The organism is Streptomyces sp. R818 (assembly GCF_056172735.1).
This window is the reverse complement of the sequence record NZ_JAOCNE010000012.1, coordinates 510,620-535,943: the sequence shown is the minus strand read 5'-3', so window position 1 is coordinate 535,943 and position 25,324 is coordinate 510,620. Positions and strand designations below refer to the sequence as shown.

Sequence of the window (25,324 nt, the reverse complement as noted above, 5' to 3'; positions counted from 1 at the left end):
CGGGCCGTCCCGTTCGCCAGGCCCGGCGTCGGCCGATCTCCGGGCTCCTGCGTGATCGCGGCGCTCTCTGGTTAGGCTCGAATACGTGAGCAGGCTCCAGGTCGTCAGCGGCAAGGGCGGTACCGGAAAGACCACGGTCGCCGCCGCACTCGCGCTAGCCCTCGCGACCGAGGGCAAGCGCACTCTCCTTGTGGAGGTGGAGGGCAGGCAAGGCATCGCACAGCTCTTCGAGACGGAAGTGCTCCCCTACGAGGAGCGCAAGATCGCCGTCGCCCCGGGCGGCGGGGAGGTGTACGCGCTCGCCATCGACCCCGAACTGGCGCTGCTCGACTACCTCCAGATGTTCTACAAGCTGGGCGGCGCGGGCCGCGCCCTGAAGAAACTGGGGGCGATCGACTTCGCCACCACCATCGCCCCGGGCCTCAGGGACGTACTCCTGACCGGCAAGGCGTGCGAGGCGGTGCGCCGCAAGGACAAGCAGGGCCGCTACGCCTACGACCACGTGATCATGGACGCGCCCCCGACGGGCCGCATCACCCGCTTCCTCAACGTGAACGACGAGGTCGCCGGGCTCGCCAAGATCGGCCCGATACACAACCAGGCACAGGCGGTCATGCGGGTCCTCAAGTCCCGGGAGACCGCCGTCCATCTGGTGACGCTCCTGGAGGAGATGCCGGTGCAGGAGACCCTCGACGGGGTCGGCGAACTGCGCGCCGCGCACCTCCCGGTGGGACGGATCATGGTGAACATGGTGCGTCCCGCGCTTCTCGGGGAACCCGCCCTGGCGTTGACCCGCGACGCCTCCGTGCGCCCCGAGGTGACCGAGGCCCTGGCCGCGGCCGGTCTCGGCGGCGCCGACAGGCTCGTAGGGCCACTGCTCGACCAGGCGGGAGAGTACGCGGAGCGGTACGCGCTGGAGAGCACCCAGCGCGAACTGCTCGCCGAGGCGGGCCTTCCGCTGCACGAACTGCCGCTGCTCACCGAGGGCCTGGACGTCGCGGGCCTGTACAAGCTGGCCAAGGACCTGCGGCGGCAGGGGATCTCCGCGGACGACAAGGGGAAGGGTGGGACGAGCATGGGGGGACCGCTTCGATGACGCTTGATCCTGAGAGCACGCTCGCCATCGATCCGCTGCTCGACGACCCGGCCACCCGCATCGTGGTCTGCTGCGGCAGCGGCGGCGTCGGCAAGACGACGACCGCCGCAGCCCTCGGCCTGCGCGCCGCCGAGCGCGGCCGCAAGGTCGTGGTGCTCACCATCGACCCGGCCCGCCGGCTCGCCCAGTCCATGGGCATCGACTCGCTGGACAACACGCCCCGCCGGGTGAAGGACATCGTCACCGGCGAAGGCGCCGAGGGCGGCGAACTGCACGCCATGATGCTCGACATGAAGCGGACCTTCGACGAGATCGTCGAGGCGCACGCGGACGAGGAGCGGGCGCGCGCCATCCTCTCCAACCCCTTCTACCAGTCGCTCTCGGCGGGCTTCGCGGGCACGCAGGAGTACATGGCGATGGAGAAGCTGGGGCAGCTGCGCTCCCGCGACGAGTGGGACCTGATCGTGGTCGACACTCCCCCGTCGCGCTCCGCGCTCGACTTCCTGGACGCGCCCAAGCGGCTCGGCTCGTTCCTCGACGGCAAGCTGATCCGCGTCCTGATGGCGCCCGCGAAGGTCGGCGGGCGCGCGGGCATGAAGTTCCTGAACGTCGGAATGTCGATGATGACGGGCGCCCTCGGCAAACTGCTCGGCGGCCAACTCCTGCGGGACGTGCAGACGTTCGTCGCCGCGATGGACACCATGTTCGGCGGGTTCCGCACCCGCGCGGACGCCACGTACAAGCTGCTCCAGGCGCCCGGCACCGCGTTCCTCGTGGTCGCCGCGCCCGAGCGGGACGCGCTGCGCGAGGCCGCGTACTTCGTGGAGCGGCTGGCCGCGGAGCGGATGCCGCTGGCCGGTCTGGTGCTGAACCGGGTGCACGGGAGCGGGGCCGACGCGCTCTCGGCCGAACGCGCCCTGGCCGCCGCGGAGAACCTGGACGAGGCTCGCGTGGACGACCTGGACGAGGCTCGCGTGGACGATCTGGCCGGGGCCCGTGGGGACGATCTGGCCGGGGCCCGTGGGGAGGGGCTTTCCGAGGTTCCCGGCGAAAATCTTGAGGCGGCTCGCATTGTGGATCAGTCGGGAGGGAAAGAAGACGGTCGTACTACTTCCGCACGTCGTACTGCTTCCGCGACAGGCTCCCCCGCCGCAGCGGACACCCCGTCAGCGGACACCCCGTCCGACCCGACCGGCCGGCCACCGACCGCCCATCAGCTGACCGCCGGTCTGCTGCGTCTGCACGCCGAGCGGATGCAGGTGGTCGCGCGGGAACAGCGCACACGTGACCGCTTCACCGCGCTGCATCCCGAGGTCGCCGTGGCCGAGGTCGCGGCGCTGCCCGGTGACGTACACGATCTGGCGGGCCTCAGGGACATCGGGGAACGGCTCGCGGCCGGGGAGACTCCGGCCGGAGCTGCGTGAGCCGTACGTGAATCCTGGTGGTGCGCGGTGGCCGACTACCCGACGGGGCTGCCCGACGCGGCTACCCGACGGCCGCGTACCGCTCGTACGTCTCGTCGTCCTCGAACTCCGCGGGCAGCAGGCCCGCGCCACGCTCGTACTCCGTCCGCGCCGTCTCCAGGAGCCGGCGCCATGAGGTGACGGTCGGACGCCTGCGCAGCAGTGCGCGGCGCTCCCGCTCCGTCATGCCACCCCACACGCCGAACTCGACGCGATTGTCCAGCGCGTCCGCCAGGCACTCGGTCCGCACGGGGCAGCCCGTGCACACCGCCTTGGCCCGGTTCTGCGCTGCTCCTTGAACGAACAGTTCATCCGGATCGGTAGTGCGGCAGGCCGCCTGCGCACTCCAGTCGACTACCCAGCCCATACCGGCGCCGTCCTCTCCCGAATCGAGGCTCCCCCACGGCGGCAGCGGCATATTCACCGCCGCCAGTTGAGGACGTTACGGAAGGTGGGCACAGCGCAACACCCCCTTCGGGCCCAATCTTGAATGGTCCGAACGGACTATGCGTAAGCGGCAGATCACCCGACGGAGTGACCGAAGGACATGCGTAATAACCCCGGCAAAGCGGGGCAGTTCACACGCGCCACAAGGGACGGCCGATGACACTCAAGGCGATTCCGGACACCCGCTGGGCCCCGCGCGGGTAGCCCCTCAAAGGGCACTGGAATGACTAGAGGACCATCCCAGCCCGTCCCAGACCGTCCCGGACGGCTTCGCGAAGACACCGGGAACTATTCGGGTTCGTCCCACGTCTTGATACGAGACCGCACTGCTGTGACAGTTGAGTGCAGCTTAGGCCAAGGCATATACGCCTGTCCGGAGAATCGACACGTAGGCTGCCCCGCATGGGAAAGAAGCGCTCGGCCGGTAGCGGCGGCGGACTGTCGCCGACTCAGCAGGCCGCCAAGTTCCTCGGCGTCAGCGTGCTCGCAGGAGCCGTGCTCGCCGGAATCGCACTGCCCGCCGCGGGCGCGCTCGGCCTCGCCGCCAAGGGTTCCGTCGAGGGATTCGACGAGATCCCCGCCAACCTGAAGACGCCGCCGCTGAGCCAGCGCACCACGATCCTGGACAACCAGGGCGGCAAGATCGCCACCGTCTACTCCCGCGACCGCACCGTGGTCGCCCTCGACAAGATCTCGCCCTTCATGCAGAAGGCGCTCGTCGCCATCGAGGACTCGCGCTTCTACGAGCACGGGGCCGTCGACGCGAAGGGCATCCTGCGCGCCATCAACGCCAACGCGCGCGACGGCGGCGTTTCCCAGGGCGCCTCCACCCTCACGCAGCAGTACGTGAAGAACGTCTTCATCGAGGAAGCGGGCAACGACGCGACCAAGGTCGCCCAGGCCACCCAGCAGACCCTCGGCCGCAAGGTCAAGGAGCTCAAGTACGCGATCCAGGTCGAGGAGGAGCTGGGCAAGAAGAAGATCCTCGCCAACTACCTGAACATCACGTACTTCGGGCAGCAGGCGTACGGCGTCGAGGCGGCCGCCCGCCGTTACTTCTCCAAGCACGCCAAGGACCTCAACCTCCAGGAGTCGGCGCTCCTCGCCGGCATCGTGCAGTCCCCGAGCCGCTACGACCCGGTCAACGACGCGACCGAGGCGACCAAGCGGCGCAACGTGGTCCTGACCCGCATGGCGCAGGTGCACGACATCTCCCCCGAGGAGGCGGAGAAGGCGAAGAAGACGCCGCTCGGCCTCAAGGTCAGCACGCCGCAGAACGGCTGCATCACGGCGGTCAAGGGCGCGTCCTTCTTCTGTGACTACGTCCGCGAGGTGTTCCTCAAGGACCCGGTCTTCGGCAAGACGAAGGAGGCCCGCGCCAAGGTGTGGGACCGCGGCGGGCTCACGGTGCGGACCACGCTCGACCCGCAGTCGCAGACCTCGGTGCAGGCCGCCATCAAGGGGAACGTCAACAAGACGGACAAGGTCGCGACCGCCGTCACGCTCGTCGAGCCGGGCACCGGCAAGATCCTCGGCATGGGCCAGTCGAAGCCGTACGGCACCGACAACGACAAGAACGAGACGGTCCTCAACTACTCGGTCAACGCGGCGTACAACGGGTCGGGGTACGGCTTCCCGACGGGTTCGACGTTCAAGCCGTTCCTCGCGGCGGCGGCGCTCGAACAGGGCACGCCGATCGACCAGGAGTATCCGGCGCCGTACGACATGCCGTACCCGAGCAGCGTGCAGACGTGCAGCGGCAAGCCGTGGCGCAACACCGACGGCACGAAGGTGGAGAACGAGAACGAGTCGGAGGTCGGCCCCTACCGCCTCAACGAGGCGATGGAGAAGTCCATCAACACGTACTTCGTGCAGATGGTCGGCGACATCGGCATGTGCCCCGTCGTCAAGATGACCGACAAGCTGGGCGTGGTGCAGGGCAACGGCACCAAGGTCGACGAGGTGCCCTCGTCGATGACGCTCGGTTCGACGGGTCTGTCGCCGCTCACGATCGCCTCCGCGTACGCCGCGTTCGCGAACGAGGGCACCTACTGCACGCCGGTCGCCATCAACTCCGTCAAGGGCCCCGACGGCAAGTCGCTCGCCGTGCCGAAAACGAAGTGCTCGCGCGCCATGTCGACGCAGACCGCGGACAAGATCAACACGCTGCTCAGCGGGGTGACCGACTCCGGTACGGGCAAGGAGGCCGGCCTCCAGGACGGCCGGGACAACGCGGGCAAGACGGGTACGACCGACGGCCGCAAGAACGCCTGGTTCGTCGGGTACACGCCGAACCTCGCGGGCGCGGTGTGGGTCGGCAGCCCGCAGCAGAACGTCGAGATGACCGACATCTACATCGGCGGCCGCTACCACGAGAAGGTCTTCGGCGCCGACACCCCGGGGCCGATCTGGCGCAGCGCCATGACCGGCGCCTTGTCGGGACGGCCCGCCCCGCAGTTCACCAAGGTCGACATCCCCAACCACGACAAGGACAAGGACAAGGGCGGGGACGAGGGCCGGAGCGACGGCAAACCCGGAGGTAACGGGGGCGGCGGCAACGGCGGCGGTGGCGGTGGCGGTGGCGACGCCGGTGGGAACGGCGGCGGTGACGACGACGATCCGCTGCCCGGGTTCTCCATCCCGCCGGGGCTGATCGGCGGGAACAACGGGAACGGTGGGAATGGGAACGGGGGCGGCTGGGGCCGCTGAGGTTCCGGTAGCCGTTCGGTCCACAGGAAAGGGGCGCCCCCTCGGCAAGGGGGCGCCCCTTCGGGCCGTTCAGGGGCTGCTAGCCCGCCAGCAGGCGCTTGACTGTCGCGGCGACGCGGCCGCCCTCGGCGCGGCCCGCGATCTTCGGGTTCACGATCTTCATGACCTGGCCCATGGCGCGCGGCCCCTCGGCACCCGCCGCCTTGGCCTCCTCGACGGCCTGCGCGACGATCTGCTCCAGCTCGGCGTCGCTCAGCGGCTGCGGCAGGTAGACGGCGAGGATCTCGCCCTCGGCGAGCTCGCGGGCGGCGGACTCGGCGCGGCCGCCCTTCTCGAACGCGTCGGCGGCCTCGCGGCGCTTCTTCGCCTCCTTGGCGATCACCTTCTGCACCTCGTCGTCGGAGAGCTCCCGCTTCTCCTTGCCCGCGACCTCCTGGTTCGTGATCGCGGAGAGGGTCAGCCGCAGCGTCGAGGAGCGCAGCTCGTCGCGCCCCCTGATCGCGGCGTTGAGGTCGTCCTGCAGCTTCGACTTGAGCGTGGTCATGCCTTGATTGTCGCAGGTACGCGGGGTGCGGCGCCCGCCGATTTCCGGGGCCCCGCGGGTCTGCGACGATGGGCCACATGCGCGTGCGAAACGAAGCTCTTGTGCAGCCCTCTGTCCAGACCGCTCTCCGGCGGGGCCTGAAGACCTCCCTGAAAGTGTCGGCCGGTGTCGCGGCGGTGGGAGCCGCCGGTGTCGCCTACGCGGCCGGGTTCGAGGCCCGCTCCTTCCGGCTGCGACGGGTGACGGTCCCCGTGCTGCCGCAGGGCATGCGCCCCCTGCGCGTGCTCCAGGTCTCGGACATCCACATGGTGAGCGGCCAGCGCAAGAAGCAGCGGTGGCTGCGTTCGCTGGCCGGGCTGCGCCCCGACTTCGTGATCAACACGGGCGACAACCTGTCGGACACGGAGGGCGTCCCCGAGGTCCTGGACGCGCTCGGCCCGCTGATGGAGTTCCCGGGCGCGTACGTCTTCGGCTCGAACGACTACTACGGCCCCAAACTCCTCAACCCGGCGCGTTACTTGGTCAACAAGACGCGCGGCAGGCACGGCCTGAACGGCAACGCGCCCGTCGTCCACGCCATCCACAACCCGTGGACGGACCTGCGCGACGGCTTCGACGAGGCGGGCTGGCTGAACCTGACGAACACGCGGGGCGTCCTGAAGGTGGCGGGCGTCGAGATCGGCCTCACCGGCCTGGACGACCCGCACATCAAGCGCGACCGCTACGCGGAGGTGGCGGGCGGCCCGCTCCCGGGCCCCGACTTCTCGCTCGGCGTGGTCCACGCCCCGTACCTCCGCGCCCTGGACGCCTTCACCGCGGACGGCTACCCCCTGGTCCTGGCCGGCCACACACACGGCGGCCAGCTCTGCATCCCCTTCTACGGCGCCCTCGTCACCAACTGCGACCTCGACACGGACCGCGTGAAGGGCCTCTCCACGCACTCGGCCGAGGGCAAGACCTCATACCTCCACGTCTCGGCGGGCTGCGGTGCGAACCGCTACACGCCGGTACGGTTCGCGTGCCCGCCGGAGGCGTCGCTGCTGACGCTGGTGCCGGCGGGGGCGCCTAAGGGGCGCTGACGCGGGCGCGGGTGCGGGGGCCGGGGCGCGGGGCCGGGGTGCGGGGCCGGGGTGCGGGGCCGGGGTGCGGGGCGCAGGGTGCGGCGCGAGCGGCACGGCTTGCGGCAGGGGCGGGTCCTTCCTTCGCCCCTCCCCGTATGCCGTCCTACGGTGGGTGGATGATCGACCCTCGTGCCTCCAGCGCCCGCTCGGTACCGGCGGAAGCAGTAGTCCCACGACGCCGCCGCCCGCTGGCCGCCCTCTTCCGCGCCCTGATCGCCCTGGCGGCGGCGACGGGCATCGTCATCGACCTGGCCATCAGCGACAGCGCGCTGCGCGTCCTGAGCTACTTCACGATCCAGTCGAACATCCTGCTGGCGGTGGTCCTGGCCGCATCGGCGGTACGGGCGTGGACGGCGGCCCGCCCCCTCCCTCCGCTCCTCACGGGCGGCGCGCTGCTCTTCATCTGCATCACGGGCCTCGTCTACCACGTGATCCTGGCGAACGACGCGAGCGGCTTCTCGATGACGGACGACCCGGACCACGCGATGACGGGCGCCCGTCAGCTCTCGAACCAGCTCCTGCACACGGTGACCCCGATCGGCGCGGTCCTGGACTGGCTGCTCCTGACCCGCCCGGGCACGCTGCGCCTCCGTCACGCGGCAACCTGGATGATCTACCCGCTGGCCTACTTCGGCTTCGCCCTGATCCGCGGCGCGATCATGACGCCGGGCACACCGGCGCGCTACCCGTACCCGTTCCTGGACGTCGACCAGCACGGCTACGCGGGTGTCCTCGGCAACGCCGTGATCTTCGCTCTGGCCTTCTACGCCCTGGCCCTGCTCCTCGTCACGGCCGACCGGTTCCGCCCCGAGATCCGGGGCCCCGAAAACCGGATTTCGTCTCAGGCCACCAGTCCGCTAAAGTAATCGATGTCGCCGCGACCGGCCCGAACAGGCCCGGGAAGCGGAGCAATGACATCGGGGTGTAGCGCAGCTTGGCAGCGCGCTTCGTTCGGGACGAAGAGGTCGTGGGTTCAAATCCCGCCACCCCGACAGCTGAAACACCAGGTCAGGCCCGGTTTCCTTCCGAGGGAACCGGGCCTGACCCGTTCTGCGTCCGGGCACTCGACTCCCTGGGAGATGTTGTCCTCAAGTCCTCTTGAGGAGTCGTAGGCTGGGGCGCGTCGAGCGGACGGAACGGTGGGCACAGATGGCGAAGGCGTACGAGAAGATCGCCGATGGCCTGCGCCAGCAGATTCGCGCGGGCCGGTACGGGCCCGGCGATCGCCTGCCCTCCGAGGCCGACCTCATCAGGAGCAGCGGCCGAAGCGGCCCGACCGTCCAGCAGGCCCTGCGTGTCCTTCAGGCCGAGGGGCTCATCGAGAAGCGGCACGGCGTCGGCACCTTCGTACGCCGGCCGCGCACCCCCGTCCTGCGCGACAACGCACGGCACCAGTGGGAGAAGAACCGCGCCCGCGCCACCGAACAGCAGCGGCTCAGGACCGGGGTCACCGAGCGGGACACCGGGCTGGAGGTCGACGACCTCGTCTTCGAAGCCTCGTACCGCGAGATCGAGGCGAGCGACGAGGCCGCCGCGGCGATGGGGGTCGCCGCAGGGACATCGCTCCTCGAACGCACCTACCGGACCAGGTACAGCGCCGAGCGCGCGCCCTTCAACCTCGTGACGTCGTACCTGGTCCACGGCCTCGTCGCGGCCAATCCGGACCTTCTCGACGAGACGAAGGAGCCGTGGCCCGGCGGCACGCAGAACCAGCTCCACACCGTGGGCATCGAGGTCGACCGTGTCGAGGAACGCGTCACCGCCCGCCCGCCGACGTCCGAGGAAGCCGAGGAGCTCGGCCTGCCGCCCGGCACCGCGGTGCTCGTGCTCCGCAAGACGCAGTACGACACTGAGGGCCGCGTCGTCGAGATGTCCCTGGTCACGCTCCCCGGAGACCGCACGGAACTGCTCTTCACGACTCACTTGGAAAGGTGGTGAGCCGTGAGCCGGCGCATCATCATCGTCACGGCCGTCCACGCCCCGTCGGCGCACTTCCTGGCCGACGCCTACAAGTCGCTCCTTCAACAGGAGTTGCCCGAGGGCTGGGAGTGGCACTGGCTGATCCAGGAAGACGGCAAGACCGACCGGGTCGCGCCCCACGTACCGGACGACGAGCGGGTCTCCTTCCGTCAGGGCCGCCCCGGTGGCCCCGGCGTCGCGCGCACCATCGCCCTCGCGCACGCGGACGGCGAGTACGTCAAGATCCTGGACGCCGACGACCAGCTCGCTCCGGGTTCCCTCGCCCGGGATCTGGCGGTGCTGGAGGCCGACCCGAGCATCGGCTGGGCCACCTCACGCGTTCTCGATTTCCTGCCGGACGGATCGACGGTGGGCTTCCCCGGAGACCCCGAGGACGGGCCGATCGAGCGCCAGGAGGTCGTCGAGTACTGGGCGTCGCACGACTACCGCGCCCAGGTCCACCCCGCGACCCTCTTCGTCCGCCGGGACCTGCTCCTCGCGCTCGGCGGCTGGATGGCCCTGCCGGCGTCGGAGGACACGGGCCTCCTCCTGGCTCTCAACTCCGTTGCGCGCGGCTGGTTCTCGTCCGAGGTCGGGCTTCTCTACCGCAAGTGGGAGGGGCAGGTCACCGGGCAGGCGGCACACGTGGACGACGCCGAGCGGGATGCGCGGATGGCCGTGGTGGAGGCCAGGGCGCGGGCGCTGGACCACTTCGAGTGGCGGTACCCGGACGGTCGGGGCTGACCTGGAGCTCGTAGACCATCTCGCGGAGACCTGCTGCCGCGCCGGCTCGCACCCGGGCCGTGCCTCGTCAGAGGAGTGCTTCGTCAGAGGAGTGCTTCGTCAGAGGAGTGCTTCGTCAGAGGAGTGCTTCGTCAGACGAGTTCCTCGGCGTCGATGCGCGAGAAGACCAACTCGGTCTCGCCGACGATGGGCTCCCGCCAGCGACGGGGAGGCAGGGGGCACCGGACCGCGCGCGGGTATCCGGCCGCCGAGTAGTCGGTGGGCAGCCGGTAGACGTGGAAGTCGTGCTTGCGCATCGTGTCCAGCAGTTCCTCCGCGGAATCGCCGAGCTGCTCCATGCGCTCCGGGGTGATCTCCACGGCGATCTCGGCGTCGGGGCGCAGCTCGCCGAGCAGCGGTGCCAGGCCGCGGACGACGCTTCCCTCGGCGCCCTCCACATCGATCTTGATGACCCGGGCACGGGTCACCTCGTCGGGCGTCAGCACCTCCGCCAGCGGAACCGCCTCCGTCTCGAAGGTGGACTCGGCCGGCCCGTCGTACGGGACGATCGAGTTGGCGCCCATGTTCTGTGAGCTGGCGAGGATGAACGTCAGCGTCCTGCGCTCGTCGGAGACCGCTGTGTTGACGGAGCGGATGTTGTCGCAGTGGTTCAGCGCGGCGTGCTGCAGAAGTCGGCGATGGAAGGCGGGCGACGCCTCGATGGAGACGACGCGGCCCGCGCTGCCGACGAGGCGGGAGCCGAGCACGGAGAAGACGCCGATGTTGGCGCCGACGTCCACGAACACGTCACCGGGCCGCAGGCGGGTCTCCAGCCACCGGGTCATGTGCGGTTCCCAGGCACCGAAGAGGTAGAGGTAGCGCTGGATCAAGTCCCGCGTGTCCAGCGCGAAACGGTCACCCTGAAGGGACTCGACCACCCGCTGCCTCGGGAAGTCCCGCAACCGCGGGTTGAGGTACCGGGCGGACAGCCGGCCCTTGCCGATACTGCCCGGCGCATGGCGGACGTAGCGCCGGCCGAGGGTGGTCGCGATGTCGGACACGGTGATCGTCATGCGTTCGCCTTCCGTGGGGCCCCGGTCACGGTAGCTTCCGCCCGGGCCCGGCACGCCTCCTTTCCCCTCAGGCTCCCCCTCAGGACCTCAGGCTCTCCCTCAGAGCCTCGGCGCTCGGTCGAAGGGCAGGTCCAGCATGCGAATGGCGTTGCCTCGCAGGAGCTTGTATGCCACGTCCTCGGGGAGGTGCCCGACGTGGTCGGCCGCGACCTGCTTCGTGTGCGGCCAGGTCGAGTCGACGTGCGGGTAGTCGGTCTCGAAGGTCGCGTTGTCCACACCGACGGTCTCGATGGCTTCGACGCCGTGCTTGTCACGGAAGAAGCAGCAGAAGATCTGCCGGTAGTAGTACGTCGACGGGGGCTCGGGGATCAGGTCCTTCACGCCGCCCCAGGCGCGGTGCTCCTCCCACACGTCGTCGGCGCGTTCGAGCGCGTACGGGATCCAGCCCATCTGCCCCTCGCTGTACGCGAGCTTCAGCCGGGGGAACTTCACCAGTACGCCACTGAAGAGGAAGTCCATCATGGAGGCCATGGCGTTGTTGAAGCTCAGCGAGGCCTGGACCGCGGGCGGTGCGTCCGGGGACGCGGCCGGCATCTGCGACGACGAGCCGATGTGCATGTTGACGACGGTCCCCGTCTCCTCGCAGACCGCGAAGAACGGGTCCCAGTAGCCCGAGTGGATCGACGGGAGGCCGAGGTACGTCGGGATCTCCGAGAACGTGACCGCCCGCACGCCGCGAGCGGCGTTGCGACGGATCTCCGCCACGGCCAGGTCGATGTCCCAGAGGGGGATCAGGCAGAGCGGGATCAGCCGACCGCCGCTGTCGCCGCACCACTCCTCGACCATCCAGTCGTTGTACGCCCGCACGCAGGCGAGCCCGACCTCCTTGTCCTTGGCCTCGGCGAACGTCTGGCCGCAGAAGCGCGGGAAGGTGGGGAAGCAGAGGGACGCCTCGACGTGGTTGAGGTCCATGTCCTCCAGGCGGGCCTCGGGGTCCCAGCAGCCGCGCCGCATCTGCTCGCGCGTGATGCCGTCCAGCGTCATCTCGTCCCGTGAGAACCCGACGGCCGCGATGATGCGCTTGTACGGGAAGATCTCGCCCTCGTACTCCCACCAGTCCGTGATCTGCCCCTCGGGGTCGGTGGTGAACTTGTACTTCCCGCCGACGTAGGCGAGGTCGCCGATGCCCGCCGTGAACGGCTTCGGTCCCCGGTCGCGGTACTTGCCCGGGAGCCATGTCTCGAAGAGGTGCGCGGGCTCGATCACGTGGTCGTCCACGCTGATGACCCGGGGTAGCTCCTTGATGCCGCTTTCGCTGCTCGTCACGCTTTACCCCCTGCTGCCTGCCAGTTTCCCGGCCCATATCTGACGGGCCATCAGATGGAGCGTAGAACCCGACACCATCGACGACAAGGGCTCCTTGCCGCCGCACCCCTTGCGGGAACGACCGCGGTCCGCTGAACTGACGCTCCGTCAGGCGATGAGCGGGCTCATGGAGGCGCGGATGCGGACGATGTGGCTCAGCGGTGCCGAGTGGCTGGCCGTGCTCCGCATCGGCCTCGGTCTGTGGTGGCTGGAGAGTTGGCGCCACAAGGACAAGAGGACCTGGTTCGACGGCGGAGGCATCCAGTGGGCCGCCGACATCGCCGACAAGCACCGCTGGTCCTTCGTACAGTCGGGCTTCGCCGTCGTGGTCACACCCCGACCGCGCGTGATGGCGTACGTGGTCGCGTACGCGGAGCTGGCGCTCGGGCTCGGGCTGATCGTCGGCTTCCTCACGCCGATCGCCCTGGTGTGCGGGCTCGTGCTCAGCCTGATCTACCTGGTGCTGATGATCCATGACGTGAGCGAACAGGGCCAGAACCTGATGATGAGCCTGATCGCGCTCGTCGCACTGCTCGGGATGGGGTGGCAGGCCTGGTCGGTGGACGCCGCGCTCGGGCTGTTCCAATAGAGGTCTCCCCGCCTGCGGACCCAGGAGGAGAGTGCCGGTCACCATGAGGTACACCGGTCCCATGACCGGTGATCTTGATGACGTGCGTGGCAGGGAGCGGGTGCCCTTGGGGCCGGCGCCCTACCGGAGGGTCTGGCTGGCCCTTTGGGTGGAAGCCACGCCTCAGGAAGAGGCGGCGCTCTCCGAACACTTCCGTACGACGCTCGCGTCGCGCGGGGAGGTGGTCGTGCATGCTCACGGACCCTTCCACCGCACCCCGGAGATGCTGCACTTCGAGATCGACATCACGCCGTACGGGTCCGCACCCGACTGCCTTCGCGCTCTCGGCTTCCCTTGGTCGGACGACTTCGGCTGGGACGGCGAATGGGAGCGTCCGGTCAACGGCGGCGTGTTTCTGCACCCTGCCGTGTACGGCGCGCAGGCCGTCGAGGTGGAAGCGGCAGCCGCCCCTCGGTTCGAGAGGGGTTCCGTCGTGCGGGTCCGTGACTGCGCCGAAGCCCGTCGGCTCGGCCTGGTCGGCGCGGAGGTGAGGACTGCCGGACACGACTACGACGGCGACGTGGATCCCGCCCGCAGGACCTGGTTCTACGCCGTCCATGTCGACGGGCAGGACGAGACCGAGGATTTCGACGAGGCCGATCTGGAGCCGACCGGTCGATCCGTGCGGTCCTCCAGTGTGCGGATCAGTGTGCGCCCCGACGGTGTGGTGGTCTCGTCATCCGGCCGGCTCGACGAGCAGCCCTGCGGCGAGCAGCCCTGCGGCGAGCAGCCCTGCGGCGAGCGGCCCAGCGGCGAGCGGCCCAGCGGCGAGCGGCCCAGCGGCGAGCAGCCCGTTCGGCGCGGACGGGGCGTCCAGCGTCGGATCATGTTCCAGCATTCCTCCCCCACGTACATGCCGTCGCGCCTACGATCGACCCGTCATCTTCAGGAGCACTGCTGACCAGGGGGATCGGTGGGAACGGGCGAACAGATCGTCACGGTTGCGGCCGTGCTCCTCGGAGCGCTGACGACCCATCTGACGAACTTCCTCATGGAGCGCGGCCGCAAGAAGCACGAGCGCTCCGTCCGCTGGGACGAGCGGAAGCTGAGCGCGTACGAGAACTACATCGACACGGTCCGCACCTGCATCTTCCTTGCCGTCCAGCTCTATGAGGTCAAGGAAGGCCTCCGGGAGAGCGACCAGGACGAACGCCAGATCCTCGCCGAGATGACCGAGGCCGGGCGTCTTCGCGGTCGCGCCTTCGAGCGCATCATGCTCCTGGCCGAGGACGACGTCGTAGAGGCTGCCCACCATCTCAATGACGCGGCCGCACAGGTGGACTGGCAGGCCATGGGCAAGATCACAGGCACGCTCGCCGACTGGCGTGATCGGAATCGAGTGGTGTTCAGGGCCATCAACGCCTTCCACGACTCCGCTCGCCAGGACCTCGGCGTGAGCGGCAGCGTCACCGGGCAGCGACACCCGGAGCGGGATCTGCGGCTTCCGCCGTCTCGCAGCGCCGCTGACGCCTGATCGCTCCGCGCGCGTCGGCGGTGTTTCCTGCGCCGGGCTTCGAGCGCGCCTATGGCCTGTTGTGGGGCGACGTGGCACCCTGCCCGGCACGTCTGTCGCCCACGCGGACAGGAGATGCCGGTGAACGAGGACAGCCACGAGGACGGGCACGGCCAGGAGGACGAGGCACCCGAGGCAGAGGCGGCTCTCCAGAACGTCCACGCCGCTCGCGCCGAGAGCGCCGCCGCCCGGGCCGCGGCCCTCAGCCACTACGTCGAGAAGCACGGCGCCGACGATGCGAACGCCGTCTGGAAAGCCGCTCACGCCGGCCGTGTGGCGGCCCAGGCCCTGGCCGTCCTCGCGGAGAGCAGCCCCGACCCGGCCGCGGATGCGCGGTGCGCTAGGAACGCGGCAGCGGCAGCCGCGCAGGCGTCACAGATGGGGCAGGGCGTCGATGCCGACGCCGCCTCCTCCGTTCAGGCCGCTCAAGCCGCTCTCCGGGCCTCGCAAGCCGCCGCGGCAGCGGCCGGAGCCGAGCACCTGGGCGCCGACGCCGCGCTGAACGCCGCGGCCGACGAGGCGGAAAAGGCTGCTGTCGCAGCAGCCGAGAACGCGGGGTGGATCGTCCCCGGCGAGAAGGTCCCTGGCATGGCGACCGGCGTACGCAGCCCGGAAATGATGTCCATGCTGCACCTGTGAGCGGCTGCGTCGTATCGGTGCCGGTCCCTCCCCTCGTGCGGACCGGAACCGAACGACGCGGACTGTGCTGCCCGCGGTCCATCGGCGCAGCGACGCGGGACGAGCACCCTCCGGATCCGCCGTCAGTGCGAGAGCGGTCCGGCGCATGGCTGCATGAGGTCTTCAGCGGAGGCGACACTTCCGCCTGCCCCGGCGAGAACCAGAACCGAGAACAGAACGTGCGACGCCATGAATGGCCTCTCCGAACACTGGGAAGGTGATCTGTTCGGACGCAGCGTGATGGGTTCGCTACTGCTCTGCGATCCTGCCATCCGCGTCGCCCGCGTGAGGAGAGCGCTTCTCGTCCGGACTACATAACCGCTGGTCAGGGCGATAAGGTGAGTTTTCCGGTCCGGATGCACAGGTGCGGCAGGGTTCAGAGGAGGAGGCCGTGAGTTCCGAGTCAGGGACCCGTAAGGCCTTCGCGGAGCATCTCGCCCTCCTGTACGGAGAAGCCGGCAACCCGCCGCTCAAGCGCGTCTCCGAGGCCGTGGTCCGGCTTCAGCGGGTCGACGAACGCGGGCGCCCCGTACGGGTCTCCGCGCAGCGGATCAGCGACTGGCGACGCGCCAAGAACGTCCCCGCCCAGTTCACCGCCCTGGCGGCGGTGCTGCAGGTACTGATCCCCGAGGCACGGCGCGAACGGCCCGTACCGGTGTCCGCCGGCTTGTACGACCTGGCCCACTGGCAGCGCCTGTGGGAGGGCGCGGTGGCCGACCCGGTCAGCGACGACCGCCGCGACGCGTCGTCGGCCGACGACGACCACCACCACCCCGGGGCCGAAGCGTCGAGCACCCCGAACGTGTGCCCGTACCGGGGCCTCGCGTCGTATCGCCAGCAGGACGCCCAGTGGTTCTTCGGCCGGGAACGGAGCACCGAGCGCCTCATCGACCTGCTGCGGGCGGCGGAGGCCTCGGACGGTGGCCTGGTCATGCTCGTGGGCGCCTCGGGCGCGGGAAAGTCCTCGCTCCTGAACGCCGGCCTGGCACCCTCGCTGCAGAACGGCGAACCGGGCGGCGGCAAGGGCGCTCCGGGCCGCCACGTGCTTCAGCTCGTACCGGGGGCCGACCCGCTGGCGGAGCTGGCCGACCGGATCCCCGAGCTGGCGCCGCACGTCGCCGTGGCCGTGGCGGGCGCGGCCTCCCCCATGGACCTGAACGACCCGGCCCGGTTCGCTGACGCGGTGCGCGAGGCCGTCTCCGCATGGGCACGAAGTACGACAGCCCCCTCGGCCCGGCCGGTCATCATCGTGGACCAGTTCGAGGAGGTGTTCGCCCTCTGCCCGGATGAGGGGATCAGGCGCGGCTTCATCCAGATGCTCCACGCCGCCTGCTCCCCCGGTGACAACGGTGAGAGCGCTCCGGCCCTCGTCGTCCTCGGCATACGCGCCGATTTCTACGAGGAATGCCTCGATCACCCCGAACTTGCCCATGCGCTGCAACACCAGCACATGGTGCTCGGCCCGCTGACCACCGGCGACCTGCGCCGCGCCGTGACAGGCCCGGCCAAAGCGGTGGGCCTGGAGCTCGAACCGGGGCTCGCGGAGTTGATCGTCCGGGAAGTGAACGCCGACCGGCCGCGCGGAGCACACGACGCCGGCGTGCTGCCGCTCCTCTCCCACGCCATGCTCGCCACCTGGCAGCGGCGCAAGTCGGGGAAGCTGACCCTGGCCGGCTACCGGGCGGCGGGCGGAATCCAGGGCGCTGTGGCGGCGACCGCCGAGCGTGCCTGGTCCGAGCTGGACCCGGCGGCACGCACCGCCGCGCGGCTGCTCCTGCTCAGGCTGGTGAAGCTGGGCGAGGACACGCAGGCCACCAGGAGGCGGGGCAGTCGGCGCCAGTTGGCGGAGGAGTCGACGGACCCCGCGAAGACGGAGGAGTCCCTCGAGTCCCTGGTGCGCGCCCGGTTGGTCACCCTCGACGCCGAGACCGTCGAGATCACGCACGAAGCGCTGCTCCACGCCTGGCCGCGCCTGCGCGGCTGGATCGACGAGGGCAAGAGCGATCACCTGCTGCGTCAGCGCCTGGAGGAGGACGGCCGGGCCTGGGAGGAGTCCGCACGCGACTCCGCGCTCCTCTACCGGGGGTCCCGGCTCGACCATGCCCGCGGCTGGGCGCGGTCCGCCAGCGACACCTACCTCACCCGGGTCGCGACCGACTTCCTGCGGGCTTCGGCCAAGCTGCGCAAGCGCACGGTCCTCCTTAGGCGTGGCGCGGTGTCGGCGCTGGTCGCCCTGGCGCTGCTGGCCGTCACCGCGGCGGTGATCGCCTGGGAGCAGCGCAACGACGCCGTGTTCCAGCAGGTGATCGCGGAAGCCGACCGGGCGCAGGACTCCGATCCGTCCTTGTCCGCGCAGCTCGACCTGGTCGCCCACCGTCTGCGGCCGGACGACGAGGACACGAAGAACCGGCTGCTCTCCATCGTGAACGCACCGCTGGCCTCACCGCTGCTCGGCCACACCGGCGCCGTCTACCTCACCTCGTTCAGCCCGGACGGCAGGCTCCTGGCCACCGCCAGCTACGACCGGACGGTCCGCCTCTGGAACGTCGTGGACCCGACGCGGCCCAAGCCGGTGGGCGAGCCCCTCACCGGCCACACGAGCTGGGTGAGCACCGCGGTCTTCAGCCCGGACGGCACCACCTTGGCCAGCGCTTCCGAGGACGGCACGATCCGCCTGTGGGACGTACGGGACCCCGCCCGCCCCCGGCCGTTGGGCGCGCCCGTGACCGGCCACGGCGGCGCCGTCTACCTCCTCGCCTTCAGCCCCGACGGCCACACCCTCGCCTCCGCCAACGAAGATCACACCGTACGTCTGTGGGCGGTCGGCGACCCGCGGAGGCCCGAGCCGCTCGCCACGCTGACCGGCCACACCGCGGCCGTACGCTCCGTGGCCTTCAGCCCTGACGGACGCACGCTGGCGGCAGGAGGCGACGACGGAACGATCAGACTCTGGAACACGGACGACCCCCGTCACGCACGACCACTCTCCCCCGTGCTGACCGGCCACACCGAGACGGTGCACTCGGTGGCCTTCTCCCCCAACGGCCGCACCCTCGCCAGCGGCAGCGCGGACCGCTCCGTCCGCCTCTGGAGCGTCGTCGACCCACGCCACGCGAGGTCGCTCGGCGCACCCGTCACCGGACACACCGGCCCCATATGGTCCGTCGCCTTCAACCCGGCCGGGACCATGCTCGCGGTCGGCAGCGCGGACAGTAAGGCCAGTCTGTGGAACGTCAGCGATCCGTCCCGCCCCTCGCAGGTGGGCGAGCCTCTCGCGGGCGGCAGCGGGGAGATGTACGCCCTCGGTTTCAGCCCGGACGGCAAGACCCTCGCCACGGGCAACGGTGACAACAAGGTCCGCCTGTGGTCGGTCCCGACGTCGGACGTGATCGGCCGTATCGGAGCCTTCCGCCCCGACGCGAAGCTGCTCGCCACGGCGGCGGCCGACAACAAGGTCCGGCTGTGGAACGTGGAGCGCCCTGACCGGCCCGTGGCGATGGGCCGGCCGTTCAACCCCGGGGAGGGCGACCCGCGCTCGCTGGTCTTCTCCCCCGACGGCCGCACGCTCGCGGTGCTGACCGGCACGCACGCGGTGCAACTGTGGAACGTCACGGACCCGGCGCGTCCGGTTCCCTACGGCGCACCGATGGAACTGGCGACACGGTTCGCGGGACCCCGAGCGCTCGCGTTCAGCCCGGACGGACGGACCCTGGCCACGGCCAGGACCGACCGCACGGTCCAGCTCTGGAATGTGAGCGACCCGTCGCGCCCGCGCCGCCTCGGCCATGCGCTGACCGGCCACAAGGGTTACGTCAACGCCCTCGCGTTCGGCACCGACGGGCGAACCCTGGCCAGCGGCAGCGCGGACGGCACGGTCCGGCTCTGGGACGTCTCGGTCCCGGCCCGCGCCACCCACCTCGGCGCACCCCTCACAGGCCACTTGGGGGCCATCAACACCATTGCCTACAGCCCGGACGGGAACACGCTGGCCAGCGGCAGCGACGACGGCACGGTCCGCCTCTGGGACGTGACGAAGCCGCGTGGGCCGTCCCCCCTGGGCTCACCCCTGACCGGCCACACCGACGCGGTCGTCTCCCTGACCTTCAGCCCGGACGGCCGCAGCCTCGCAAGTGGCGGCAACGACAACTCGGTCCGGCTCTGGGACGTCGAGCGCCCCTCGGAAGCGTCCCCCATCGGCCAATCGATGAGCCCGAACGCCAAAACGGGCAGCTTCCTCTCCTTCCGGCCTCACAGCAACATGCTCGGGGTGTCGAGCGGCACGGACACCGTCCGGCTCTGGAACCTGGACACCGAGGCGGCGATCCACCACATCTGCACGACGACGCGGGGCGTTCTGACGCGGGAGAAGTGGGACGAGTACCTGCCCCGCCTCTCGTTCGACCCGCCCTGCGACGACTGACACCCGGCACCATCCGTCCCGCCCCGCAGAACGGGTGATACCGATCACATCAAGCCATCCGAGCTGGTCACCCCTGCCGCAACACCCGGAACCGCTTGTACCGTTGACCACAGCCCGATCGCTGATGCATCCCCCGTCGTCAGCGGTCGGGTTTTTCGTGGGCTCGCTGCGGTTTCATCATTGGGTTGCCCGCTACCGAGTCGTCTCCTGCGGGATGTGCTTCGGAAATCGGGGCGAGGCCGGCGTATCCGGTTACACGTCTCCGCCTTCGTTGGCCTCCAGCTGGGCTCCAGCGGCAGAGGCGTGCGCTCGCCTCCCTACTCTTCCAGCCTGAGTCTGACTTACCTCGTCTTGAACTCGTCTTTCCCGGTGCTCATCCGGAAGTTGCCACTCGAGTACAGCGTGGGGCGGGCCTCAACATGGTTCCCGCTGTACTTCTCCACGTGCCGGATCTCGGCACCGCCCGGAACAGTGAAGTCGATCAGGGCGATGGCGACCCAGTAGGACAGATTGCGGTTGTTGAACAGAGGCACCGTCACGGTTGAGCCGCGCCCATCCGTGACGACTGCTCGAGCACCGTAGGACTTGAAAGAACCGGTGCCGTTCTCCACCGCGCTGTAAGCGCATAGAAGAACGTAGCCCTGAAGGTCCGGGCGGCGGATGGTGATCGTTTCGCGACCCGGCACTTTGGAGTCGCCGTCCAGCGAAATGTACGGATACGCGACTGACGATCCAAGCTCCCGGTAGTAAACGACCTCATCCGTCTTGATCGGGCGCTGCCCAGGTGCGGTGACCAGACTTCGGGGGACGTAGAGGGCGTAAAGATCCAAGTCGGCGCCAGCCTGCCTTCGTGCCGCGCTTCCGCCGTTCCACTCAAGCGTGGCCGTCACTACGAGGTTCGGGTCCTCCTTAAGCATGTCGATGGTCGCTTGGCCGGCCTTGGTGAGGACTACCTTGCCCAGCGGTACACGGGACTGAACTGGTGCCGTTACCGGCCTCGACGGAGACGCAGCAGCTGACGGCTGTCGGCTCGGTGCGGGTGCGGCGGTCGAAGGCGCCGCCGCAGAGGGACCCGGGTCATCAACAACGATGCCGAAGTCCGACGCCAAGCCCGCCAGTCCCGTGTCCCATCCCTGGCCTACCGCTCTCGCCTTCCAGCTTCCTGCACGGCGGTACAGCTCGACGAGAAGAGCCACCGTCTCTTGATGCATGAGCGGCGGCGGCTCAAAGGCGATCCGAGCGCTGCCGCATTCGATGACGGCATGCGGAGTGTTGCTCGCGTCAAAATGAGTAACCCGCAATTCGGGATCGATGCTGGCGACGATGGCGACGCGATCAACCATCTCTGGGATTGCAGCAAGATCGGCAGCGATGGTCTGCCCGCTCAGCTTTACCCCGTCCTGCGAAGCATGGTTGTAGAAGATCAAGTCATCGTCGCTCCGCACTTTGCCGTCCGGTCCGAGCAGGACAGCGGACACATCGATGCCGGTCGTAGGGGAGCTGAGAGTGACGCGGCAAGTCACGGCAGGCAGGACGATATTGCCGCCTTTAGCGAGGGTAGTAGTCATGAGATGGCCTCTCTCCGGGATCCGTACATGGTGGTACCTCGGGCTGTTGCATGTAGTACAAACAAGGATTTCCTGCGGCTGATCTCCCTCAGCGGCCTTCTCTGCTGGGGAGTACGCAGACGTCAAACAGTCCGTCCGTCGCTTCAGGGCAGCTAGCTCAACCGGGCCGGCCATGCCGCGGTGCGTAGGGTCAGAACGCAAGAAGAGGCTGCTACCCGGTACCTGGTGGGCAACCTTTCCCTTTTCATCGCCGCATGGCGGCCGTGATGTGCGTGTATCGGGACTAAACGGAGCCGTCCTCGCGGCCGAGGCGCTCGTTGATGAGCTTCGGTGGTGTGCCCATGTCCTCCACCACGTTCTTGTGAGCGTGCCCGAGTCCGTGCGGCGTGGGCCACGGACGATCGGCAGCCAGCACGCTTCGGCGCGACCGGTCGCACCCCTGCCACGGACCGGGCTTCCCGGCTAGGGCCTCGCGCTCACCGGTACCGGACGCGACTCTTGCGGCGCCTTCGTCGGATACCACCCCGTGCTGCGGGCTGGAGCAGCCACGTGGCGAAGTCGTTGCGCCTCCAGCGCGCTGCGGAAGTACCCGCTCGGCTGGCTTGCACGTAGCCGAGTTACACAATGGCGGGCGTGACGCCACGCCTGATTCACACTCATGGTCCGCTGGCGTCATGCGTGTCTGCCGGTGACTCGCCTCAGCCAGTAACGGATTCCTCGCAATCTGTGCCAATCTCGGCCCACACTCTCAGGCCCGTTGCTGCTCGGACGCTTCCCCAGCGCATTGCCAGAGCCTCCACGATCAGCAGGCCACGGCCATGCTCCGCGTCCGGGGAGGGGAGGCGCGGCGTTGCGGATGGCAAGGGGCGCTGGGTACCGGGCTCGGCCTCGTTGGCCACTGTGAGGTTGACGGTGTCTGCGGTCAGGGCGCAGGACAGTGTGATCGTGCCGCCTCCGCCGTGCTCGAGTGCGTTCGCCACCAGTTCTCCGGCCACCGTCACCAGGTCGTCAGTGGTAGCGGGGCTCAGTTGCCATGCGTGCGCTGTGTTGCGTACGTGGTGGCGGGCGCTTCGTGCGGCTGAATAGTCCTCGCCCGGGATGCGGATCATCGTGCAGGACCGGACATTCTCTGCCAGGCAGAGTGGTTCGGTGTCGCGTGATCTCGCGATGCGTAGGACGTCCCTCAGCGCGTTCGCCAAGTCCGTTGTCGTTGGCGGCCGGTGCGCGCTTGTTACTGGTCGCGCTGCCGTTGGTCTTCCAGTGCGTGCCAGGAGGCGGCTCGCCAGCGCGAGTTGCACTTCGTCCATCGCGTCGGCGTGCCGGAACAGCGGCAGCGAGTTGTAGTCCATCAGGCCGCCCGTGCCACGTCGTTCACGTCGCCGTGCGTGGTGTCGGAGAGGAGTTCGTGAGCTACGAGGTGCGGGCGCACGAGGCGCGTACTTGTTCCGTCGATGGGCGTGTGCCAAGCGCGGACCGTGGCAGCAAGGCGCGGCGTCAGATGTGGCGGTTCGTATGACGTCGGCGCCGACGGTGGGTCGGTACCCAACCGGTGCCGGCCCGTCGGGTGCAGGAAGCTTCTCGGCCACTGCAGCAGCCGCCGTAGTCGCACGCCCATCGGTTCAATTTCCCTTCGTCTTCGGCTTCATGGATGTGGACCTCTCCCGATCGCTTCCAGCGGCGATCTCGGCCCAGATGTGCGCTCCCCGCGCCGTCACGTCGTGGCCGTAGCGGTCCGCCTCGGCCAAAGCGAGCATCAGGAGTCGGCGGCTTTGTTCTGTGAGGCGTGGGGGCAGCGCGCAGGTGATGCGGATCCGATCGGCCGCCTCTTTGAAGTGCGCCTCGTCCCCCGTCAGCGCCGTGAGCCGTGCGGCCAGCGACACCGCTCTCGATCTCGTCAGGCACACAGGCGTGCTCCGTAGTCGTGTGAACGCGGAGAGTATTTCTACTCCAGTAGCTTCTACCTGATGCAGTAGCTTGTCAATGTCGCTGAGGCAGCGAGCTGTTGAGTAGTTGGACGCCGTCGAGAACCCCGGAGAGCCGCCCATGCCCCGTGAGGCGCCCTACCTCGAAGTCGCCGAGTCGCTGCGCGCTCGTATCCACGCGGGTGAGTGGGAGGTCGGTGCGCGGCTGCCGTCGCGGGCGCGGCTCGCCGAGGAGTACGGGGTCGGGCGCAACGTCACGCAGCGCGCCATGGACCGGCTCATCACCGAGGGGCTGTTGGAGGGGCGTGCCGGGTCGGGGACGTATGTGCGGCGGCCGCGTGAGCGTCTGCGCATGGTGCGGACGCGGCGCAAGGAGGACCGGGGTGGGTCGCCGTTCCGCGCTGATATGCGCGAACGTGGTGTCACCGGAGGGTGGGAGTCGCACAGTCAGGCCCGGCAGCCGGCGCCTCCCGGTATCGCCGAGCGACTCGGGACTGAGTCTGGTGAGCCGTGTGTGTACACGCGTTACGAGTTTCTTGCCGACGGGCAGCCCGTCCAGCTCTCCGAGTCCTGGGAACCCATGGCCGTGACCGACGGGACTCCCGTCGTGCTGCCCGAGATGGGGCCGCTCGCCGGGGCCGGGGTCGTCGCGCGGATGCGGTCCATCGGGGTCGATGTCGTGCGTGTCGTCGAGGTGCCTCGGCCCGGCCGCGCCACGCAGGAGCAGGCGAACCTTCTGGGGATCAGTCCGGGTGACCTGCTGCTCACCGTCGAGCGCACCTATTACGACACCGAAGGGCGGGCCGTTGAGACCGCTGACGTCGTCGTGCCCGACGCCCGTTGGGAAGTGAGCGTTACGGATTCGGTGTCCCGGCTGAGATCGTTTCTCGGGTTTCACGGGCTGTGCATCGTGAAGCCCGTGGACGACGACGACTGGTACATGGGCAGCCTGTACGACGACGGAAGTGTCGACTGCTGGGGCGCCTACAGTGACCTGTACCAGGCGCTCCGCGGGCTCTGAGTCGATCTAGAGCGGCTGATCCGGCCAGTCCAGCAGTCTCGCGCCGATCACCGCCGTCTGCAGCGTGTATCTGTCCCCCGGGTCCGACGGGTCCGTGCCCGTCAGGGTGTGGATGCGTTCCAGGCGGTAGGTGAGGGCGCGGACGCTGAGGGACAGGCGGCGGGCTGCCTCCGCCGCCACGCAGCCCGCGTCGAAGTACGCCGAGAGCGTCGAGAGCAGGGGGGTCGCGCCGCCCCGGGCGCCCCGTAGTGGGCCCAGGACGTTCACCACCAGGTCGATCAGTGCCTGGCGGTCGCGGGTCAGGACGGGGAAGACCAGGAGGTCGGCGGCGCGGAGGACCGGGTCCGTCAGGTCCAGGCGGGTGGCCAGGTCCAGGGTGCTCAGGGCCTCCTCGTAGGACTGGACGACGCCGTTCGGGCCCGGTTGGGAGCGGCCTATGGCGACCTGGCCGCCGTCCGTCGTGACGTGGGCGTGCTTGGCGAAGAAGGGGAGGATGTCGGGCTGGTCGCCGGGGGCGATGCAGACCAGGCGGCCGTCCTTCGTCGTGAGCAGGACGTCTCTGTCGCCGAAGCGGGAGATCATCGCGCTCTCGACCGCCCTCGGGACCTCGTCGCCCTCGTCGTACGCCGCGTCCCCCTGGGCCACCGCGACCGCGTGGGCGTGGGAGAGGCGCAGGCCGAAGCGTTCGGCGCGTTGCGCGAGCTGGCCCAGGTCGCTGCGGCCGTAGAGGAGGTCGTCGATGAACTCGCGGCGGGCCGTCACCTCTTGGCGCATCGCCTGGCGCTGGGCGCGTTCGTAGCCTTCGACGAAGGCGTCCAGGGCTTGTTCCACCGCTGCCATGACGTTCGCGGCGTGCACGCCCGCCGCCGTCGGCCAGTTCGTGCGGGCCTCCGCCAGGTGTGCCGTCATCAGCGGCCGCAGGCGCACGCCCCGTTCGGCCGCCCGTTGGCCGAGCGTGCGGCGGGAGTCCAGTTCGTCGCGGGTCAGGCGGCGGCCCGTCGACGACGCCTCCGCCACCAGGGTCGCGAAACCGGTCAGGTAGGTGTCGACGGCCGTGGTCTCGTCCGTCATGGC

General features: G+C 69.5%; 20 protein-coding genes, 1 tRNA gene and 2 pseudogenes. 14 read left to right on the top strand and 9 right to left on the bottom strand.

Annotated elements, in window-relative coordinates; all coding sequences use genetic code 11:
- Positions 1-85: 85 nt before the first annotated feature.
- Both bagA and bagB read left to right on the top strand, forming a co-directional pair.
- Positions 86-1,096, top strand: a complete 1,011-nt coding sequence (gene bagA / locus N5I75_RS28825) for an ATPase BagA (RefSeq protein ID WP_476682098.1) — start codon at positions 86-88, stop codon at positions 1,094-1,096.
- The gene (gene bagB, locus N5I75_RS28820; protein WP_476682096.1) at positions 1,093-2,520 is read left to right on the top strand and encodes an ATPase BagB; all 1,428 of its coding nucleotides are present in this window, start codon (positions 1,093-1,095) and stop codon (positions 2,518-2,520) included. The genes bagA and bagB overlap by 4 nt, the downstream gene beginning before the upstream one ends.
- 61 nt (positions 2,521-2,581) lie before the next feature.
- On the opposite strand, the gene N5I75_RS28815 is transcribed toward bagB, so the two are convergent.
- Positions 2,582-2,926, bottom strand: coding sequence for a WhiB family transcriptional regulator (locus N5I75_RS28815; RefSeq protein WP_394432008.1), 345 nt, complete (start codon positions 2,924-2,926; stop codon positions 2,582-2,584).
- A 482-nt stretch (positions 2,927-3,408) separates the two neighbouring features.
- On the opposite strand from N5I75_RS28815, the gene N5I75_RS28810 reads away from it, so the two are divergent.
- Positions 3,409-5,715 carry a transglycosylase domain-containing protein gene (locus N5I75_RS28810; protein WP_476682094.1) on the top strand — a complete coding sequence of 769 codons (2,307 nt, stop codon included), beginning with the start codon at positions 3,409-3,411 and terminating at the stop codon, positions 5,713-5,715.
- 79 nt (positions 5,716-5,794) lie between these two features.
- On the opposite strand, the gene N5I75_RS28805 is transcribed toward N5I75_RS28810, so the two are convergent.
- Positions 5,795-6,259: a GatB/YqeY domain-containing protein gene (locus N5I75_RS28805; protein ID WP_476682092.1), complete on the bottom strand. Its 465-nt coding sequence runs from the start codon at positions 6,257-6,259 to the stop codon at positions 5,795-5,797.
- A 77-nt stretch (positions 6,260-6,336) separates the two neighbouring features.
- Between N5I75_RS28805 and N5I75_RS28800 the strand changes: the two genes are divergently transcribed.
- The 5 genes from N5I75_RS28800 (at position 6,337) to N5I75_RS28780 (ending at position 10,083) form a co-directional block, all read left to right on the top strand.
- A complete protein-coding gene (locus tag N5I75_RS28800; RefSeq protein WP_476682091.1) occupies positions 6,337-7,338 on the top strand; it encodes a metallophosphoesterase in 1,002 nt (333 codons plus the stop codon).
- Positions 7,339-7,496: 158 nt separating this feature from the next.
- On the top strand, positions 7,497-8,246 hold the full coding sequence (locus tag N5I75_RS28795) for a Pr6Pr family membrane protein (RefSeq protein ID WP_476682089.1): 750 nt from the start codon (positions 7,497-7,499) through the stop codon (positions 8,244-8,246).
- 52 nt (positions 8,247-8,298) lie between these two features.
- Positions 8,299-8,372, top strand: a tRNA-Pro gene (locus N5I75_RS28790).
- A 157-nt stretch (positions 8,373-8,529) separates the two neighbouring features.
- Positions 8,530-9,318, top strand: a complete 789-nt coding sequence (locus N5I75_RS28785; protein WP_476682087.1) for a GntR family transcriptional regulator — start codon at positions 8,530-8,532, stop codon at positions 9,316-9,318.
- A 3-nt stretch (positions 9,319-9,321) separates the two neighbouring features.
- Positions 9,322-10,083: a glycosyltransferase family 2 protein gene (locus N5I75_RS28780; RefSeq protein ID WP_476682085.1), complete on the top strand. Its 762-nt coding sequence runs from the start codon at positions 9,322-9,324 to the stop codon at positions 10,081-10,083.
- A gap of 131 nt (positions 10,084-10,214) precedes the next feature.
- Here the strand turns inward: N5I75_RS28780 and N5I75_RS28775 are convergent, their stop codons facing one another.
- Positions 10,215-11,135, bottom strand: coding sequence for an FkbM family methyltransferase (locus tag N5I75_RS28775; protein WP_476682083.1), 921 nt, complete (start codon positions 11,133-11,135; stop codon positions 10,215-10,217).
- A gap of 99 nt (positions 11,136-11,234) precedes the next feature.
- A complete protein-coding gene (locus N5I75_RS28770; protein ID WP_476682081.1) occupies positions 11,235-12,461 on the bottom strand; it encodes an amidohydrolase family protein in 1,227 nt (408 codons plus the stop codon).
- A gap of 178 nt (positions 12,462-12,639) precedes the next feature.
- On the opposite strand from N5I75_RS28770, the gene N5I75_RS28765 reads away from it, so the two are divergent.
- The 5 genes from N5I75_RS28765 (at position 12,640) to N5I75_RS28745 (ending at position 19,739) form a co-directional block, all read left to right on the top strand.
- Positions 12,640-13,089: a DoxX family membrane protein gene (locus N5I75_RS28765; RefSeq protein ID WP_476682361.1), complete on the top strand. Its 450-nt coding sequence runs from the start codon at positions 12,640-12,642 to the stop codon at positions 13,087-13,089.
- A gap of 226 nt (positions 13,090-13,315) precedes the next feature.
- Complete coding sequence (locus N5I75_RS28760) at positions 13,316-14,029, top strand: hypothetical protein (protein WP_476682079.1); 714 nt, start codon at positions 13,316-13,318, stop codon at positions 14,027-14,029.
- 12 nt (positions 14,030-14,041) lie between these two features.
- A complete protein-coding gene (locus tag N5I75_RS28755; protein ID WP_476682077.1) occupies positions 14,042-14,602 on the top strand; it encodes a hypothetical protein in 561 nt (186 codons plus the stop codon).
- Between the two features lie 120 nt (positions 14,603-14,722).
- Complete coding sequence (locus tag N5I75_RS28750) at positions 14,723-15,280, top strand: hypothetical protein (protein WP_476682075.1); 558 nt, start codon at positions 14,723-14,725, stop codon at positions 15,278-15,280.
- A gap of 430 nt (positions 15,281-15,710) precedes the next feature.
- Complete coding sequence (locus N5I75_RS28745) at positions 15,711-19,739, top strand: nSTAND1 domain-containing NTPase (RefSeq protein WP_476682073.1); 4,029 nt, start codon at positions 15,711-15,713, stop codon at positions 19,737-19,739.
- A gap of 341 nt (positions 19,740-20,080) precedes the next feature.
- Here N5I75_RS28745 and N5I75_RS28740 read toward each other — a convergent pair whose 3' ends face one another.
- The 4 genes and pseudogenes from N5I75_RS28740 to N5I75_RS28725 all read right to left on the bottom strand — a co-directional run bounded on the left by N5I75_RS28740 (position 20,081) and on the right by N5I75_RS28725 (position 23,187).
- Positions 20,081-21,307 (bottom strand): TerD family protein, encoded by a 1,227-nt coding sequence (locus N5I75_RS28740; protein WP_476682071.1) that lies wholly within the window; start codon positions 21,305-21,307, stop codon positions 20,081-20,083.
- A gap of 286 nt (positions 21,308-21,593) precedes the next feature.
- Positions 21,594-21,924, bottom strand: a pseudogene (locus N5I75_RS28735) (LacI family transcriptional regulator); the annotation flags it as partial.
- Positions 21,925-22,005: 81 nt separating this feature from the next.
- Positions 22,006-22,656 (bottom strand): ATP-binding protein, encoded by a 651-nt coding sequence (locus N5I75_RS28730; protein WP_476682069.1) that lies wholly within the window; start codon positions 22,654-22,656, stop codon positions 22,006-22,008.
- Between the two features lie 270 nt (positions 22,657-22,926).
- Positions 22,927-23,187, bottom strand: coding sequence for a hypothetical protein (locus N5I75_RS28725; RefSeq protein WP_476682067.1), 261 nt, complete (start codon positions 23,185-23,187; stop codon positions 22,927-22,929).
- 163 nt (positions 23,188-23,350) lie between these two features.
- On the opposite strand from N5I75_RS28725, the pseudogene N5I75_RS28720 reads away from it, so the two are divergent.
- Positions 23,351-24,082 (top strand): annotated as a pseudogene (locus tag N5I75_RS28720) (GntR family transcriptional regulator); the annotation flags it as partial.
- A 174-nt stretch (positions 24,083-24,256) separates the two neighbouring features.
- Here the strand turns inward: N5I75_RS28720 and N5I75_RS28715 are convergent.
- Positions 24,257-25,321: a PucR family transcriptional regulator gene (locus N5I75_RS28715; RefSeq protein ID WP_476682065.1), complete on the bottom strand. Its 1,065-nt coding sequence runs from the start codon at positions 25,319-25,321 to the stop codon at positions 24,257-24,259.
- Positions 25,322-25,324 lie beyond the last annotated feature (3 nt).